The following is a 4,277-nucleotide window of genomic DNA, read 5'->3' on the forward strand; positions in this document are numbered from 1 at the left end:
GCGTGGTAGGAATCTCCGGCCTTCAGGCCGGGGAGGATGTCAATGCTTGTTTCCCGTACTGCTCAGCCACAGCCTCTGGCCGTTCCTGGAACGCACTACGCGCCCACCAGTAGCAAGCGCACCGTCTTGGCATGTAGCTGGCGCTGCTTTCTGACCGCTATCTTGGAGGTCTGAAACTTGAGCAGCAAGACAATAAACCAAGACAATAAACAATGTCAAATAATGTCAAAGAAAATGTCAAAGAATAAATGTCAAAGTTGTCCACCCAGAACCTGGCCGCCTTGGCGCTCATCCCTCAAGTCTTGAATGGGTCAACGCAAACAATGACTGCCACTTTCTGGTTTGGTACGGGACTGCCTTCGCCCAATCTGGTAGAGAAGGCAAGATGTGGTGAGTAGCTACTTGCATCCAGGTGGACGCTCGCCTTCTAAAGACTTCAGAAAATCTAGGGTGCGGTTATAAACAAACCGAGCTGTTCCCAACCACTGCTGCAGCGTCTGTCGCTGTTGTGCTGTCGGATACATCTCGTCCCCCAATCTTTTTGCCGGCGCCGGAGATGGAAACTTGCCGGTTGTCTCACCGCCATTTGGAATGGCCAACTGCAAGCCCAAAATCTGGGGGCGCGCAGGGAGGCCGAGACCTCCCTGCTTGTATACTTCTCTTGCGGCTGAGCTGAGCTCGAGGCCAAGCATGATCCCACCGCAAACTGCTATTCCCCAAGGGGCTGAGATCCTCTGCATCGGCACAGAATTGCTTTTGGGAGAGATCACCAATACCAATGCCCAGTACTTGGCAGCCGAGTTGGCGCAACTGGGGATCCCTCACTATTACCAAACGGTGGTGGGGGATAACGAGGCCCGCATTCACCACGCGCTGGAGGTGGCCTGTGGTCGTTCCAGCTTGATTCTGATCACCGGGGGCTTGGGGCCGACACCGGACGATCTTACCCATGAGGCGCTGGCTTCCTTTTTTGGGGCGGAGATGGTGGAGCACCCCCAAGTGTGGGAAGAGATCCTGCAAAAGTACGGGCAGCGGGGCCTTGTGCCCTCGCCGAGCAATCGCAAGCAGGCTTTTCTGCCCCGGGGAGCGACGGTGTTGCCCAACCCGCTTGGCAGCGCCTGTGGCCTCATCTGGCAGCCCCGGCCCGACCTGCACATTCTCACCTTCCCTGGGGTGCCGCGGGAGATGCAACACATGTGGCGGGAGACCGCCGTGCCTTATCTGCGCTCCATCGGCTGGGGAAAAGAGGTGTTCTACAGCCGGGTACTGCGCTATTGGGGCATTCCCGAATCGACGCTGGCCGAACGGCTGGGATCCCTGTTGGCGGGGGAAAACCCTACGGTGGCTCCCTACGCCAGCCAGGGGGAGGTACGCCTGCGGGTTACCGGACGTGCTCCCAGTCGTGAAGAGGCCCAAGCCTTGATCGCCCCGGTGGTGGAGCAGATTTTACAGATTTCTGGAGAAGACTACTTCGGCAGCGATGACGCCACCTTGGCCGGTGTGGTGGGGGAGCTGTTGCTGCAACGGGGTCAAACTCTGGCGGTGGCAGAATCCTGCACCGGCGGGCTGCTGGGGCAGTTGGTGACCGGGATCCCGGGCAGCTCCCGCTATTTTGTGGGGGGGATCGTGGCCTACGACAACCGCATCAAGGAACAGCTTTTGGGGGTGAAGCCGGAAACCCTACGGCAGCAAGGGGCTGTCAGCGAGCCGGTGGCCGCCCAAATGGCGCTGGGGGCCAAGCAAGTCCTGGGCTCCAACTGGGCCTTGAGCATCACCGGCATTGCCGGGCCAGAGGGAGGCACCGCCACCAAGCCAGTCGGTCTTGTGTATCTGGGTTTGGCGGATCCGCAAGGGAAGGTGGAAGTACACGAGTACCGGTTTGGCAGCCTGCGCGGCAGAGAGGGGGTGCGTTGGTGGAGCGCCCAGACGGCTCTGGATCGCTTGCGGCGGCGCTTGCTCTGCTACCCCCTTTAGGGGGGATCCGGTCTCTCGGGGTTGGATCCCTGAGTAAGCTGGGGGAGCAGATGGATCCAACCGATCTCCAGAAGCAGACCCTACCAGGCAAGGAGCAAGCCGATGATCCCCGATGCCGTCCAGGCGGGCAAGGAAGCCCTGCGGCAGGGCCGCCTTCAAGAGGCCATCCAACTTTTTGAAGGCTACCTGGCCCAATCCCGTCAGCAGGACAAAGCATTAGGGATCCCGGCAGACTCATCTGACGGCGAAGCCCTGGAAGCCCAAATGAACCTGGTGCGGGCCTACCACCAGTTGGGCCAGACGGAGAAGGCACGGTCCCTCTGCCTAGAGCTGCTGCAACACCCCAACCCCCAGGCGCAAGGCTGGGCCAAGAAGATCTTGCTTCGCCTGCCCACTGCAACAGAGTCCCTGGCTGCTCCGTCCGCCAAACCTGTCGAACCGCGTTCTGCTCCCCCAGAGGAGCCGTCTCCTGGAGCGGGATCCCTGTCCACCCGTCAACGGGCCGCCCAACTGGGTATGAAGATCCCCCTGCCGGAGCGGGCCGGCCCCCTGCATTGGGCCAAGTGGGGATCCCTGGGGGTGGGCATTGTCTTCCTTTGGTGGCTGAGCTTTGTGTTGGTAGGCAGCCATCTGGATTTTGGCCGGCTGAGTTTTCCGCGGCAGCTTTGGTTTTTGCAGGGGTTGCTGCCCTGGCTGCGCAATGGCCTGCGGTGGTTGGTGGCCGGCAGCCTGGCGGTCAACTTTGGAGTAGGCCTTCTCTTTTTTGCCCCCTGGCTGATGGATCAGCTCCACCAACGGCTGCACAAGTTGCGTTGGGCCAGGCTTGGCGAAATCGAACGCCACAGCCCCGAAACGGCGCGCCTGCTGCAGCGCATCTGTGCCCAAAACCAGCTAAAACAGCCCCGACTGGGGGTGATCCCGGATGCTGGGCCGCTGGCCTTTGTTTACGGCACTTTTTCTGATGGCTGCCGCATTGTGGTCACCCAAGCCCTGTTGGAGCAGCTTGCTGAGGATGAAATTGCCGCAGTCTACGCCCAAGCCCTGGGGCGAATTGTTAATGGAGATATCCTGGTCATGACCCTGCTGGGATCCCCGATTCAACTGGTTTACCTGGCCCTAGAGCAGGTGAGCCAACTGGGAAGCAAACGGCGGGATCTCATCGGGCATGTGGCCCCGCTGCTCTACCTCATCTACACGGTGCTCTCCTACCCGCTGTTTTTCCTCTCCCGCCTGGGCACCTACCATGCCGACCATTTTGCCGTACAGGCGACTGGCAACCCGAACGGGCTGATTGCTGCTCTGCTCAAATCGGCTGCTGGCCTGCAGGAGGCCCACAAAAACGACCGCCGACCTTCCTCGCTGTTGCACTGCACCCGCCTGTTCAGCTTTTTGGACTTCAAAACCATCGCCGCTGCCAGTGCTGCCGCCCGCCTCCAGGATCCCTCCCAAGCTGGCCAAGTCTTTCTTTGGGATCAAATCAACCCTTGGGCCCGCTGGATGCAGGTCAATTCCAGCCATCCGCTGCCGGGGCACCGCTTCAAGGTCTTGGCGGGATATGGAGAGCGGCTGCGCCTCCTGCCGGAGCTGAGCCTGGGATCCGGGTCCAAATTGGATGTGGCCCGCCTGCAAAGCCGGTTTTGGCTGGATCTGGCCATCTACGCAGCCGAAGTGGTCGGGATCCTCATTGGCTGGCTGGTGGGGCTGATCCTCTACCTGCTGCTGCAAAACCGTCTCGATCCCAAGGTGATCGCGGCAGCAGCGGTGGTGGGCTACGGGGTGGGCTTGTGGGCCAAAGCGGGGTTGATGTACGGGGGATCCCTGCCGGCAAGGCCGACGGATGTGCTCAGCTTGCTGGCGGATCCCGACGCGGATCCCCGCCGCGGACAATGGGTGGAGCTGGAGGGGGAGTTGGTGGGACTGGGCCCCTCCGGCTATCAACTGGGGGCAGAGCTGAAGCTGCAAGAGGCCACAGGGCTGATCCCGGTGCGCTTTACTTCCCCTTTGGGGCCGGTGGGCAATGTCTTTTCCGGCCTGAAGCGGATCCGCGCCCTGGTGGGCCGGCGCGTCAAAGTGGTGGGCTGGTTCCGCCGCGGCAATACTGCTTGGGTGGATCTGGCCTACGTCCAGGTGGGATCCAATAAGCTGCACAGCCGACCGCGCCTCTGGCTGGTTGTGTTCGGCTTGGGAGTCATCCTGCTGGGGATTTGGGGGGCGTTCTATTTCCCCAACTTGGCCTCTTACCTGCGGCGGTGGTGAGCCAGGCTGATACATTTACGCTGAACACTGCTGAACATCACTGTTCA

The 4,277-nt window shown here is 61.0% G+C and carries 3 protein-coding genes; 2 read left to right on the plus strand and 1 reads right to left on the minus strand.

Annotated features, from left to right (window positions below; all coding sequences use genetic code 11):
* Nucleotides 1–398: 398 nt before the first annotated feature.
* Nucleotides 399–740 carry a helix-turn-helix domain-containing protein gene (locus NW843_RS07555; protein WP_083757654.1) on the minus strand — a complete coding sequence of 114 codons (342 nt, stop codon included), beginning with the start codon at nucleotides 738–740 and terminating at the stop codon, nucleotides 399–401.
* On the opposite strand from NW843_RS07555, the gene NW843_RS07560 reads away from it, so the two are divergent.
* A complete protein-coding gene (locus NW843_RS07560; protein WP_414522570.1) occupies nucleotides 691–1,974 on the plus strand; it encodes a competence/damage-inducible protein A in 1,284 nt (427 codons plus the stop codon). The two genes, NW843_RS07555 and NW843_RS07560, sit on opposite strands and share 50 nt — an antisense overlap.
* A gap of 102 nt (nucleotides 1,975–2,076) precedes the next feature.
* Nucleotides 2,077–4,230 (plus strand): M48 family metalloprotease, encoded by a 2,154-nt coding sequence (locus NW843_RS07565; protein ID WP_414522571.1) that lies wholly within the window; start codon nucleotides 2,077–2,079, stop codon nucleotides 4,228–4,230.
* The last annotated feature ends 47 nt before the right edge of the window (nucleotides 4,231–4,277 follow it).

This window comes from Synechococcus sp. R5-12 (assembly GCF_047502655.1).
GTDB lineage: Bacteria > Cyanobacteriota > Cyanobacteriia > Thermostichales > Thermostichaceae > Thermostichus.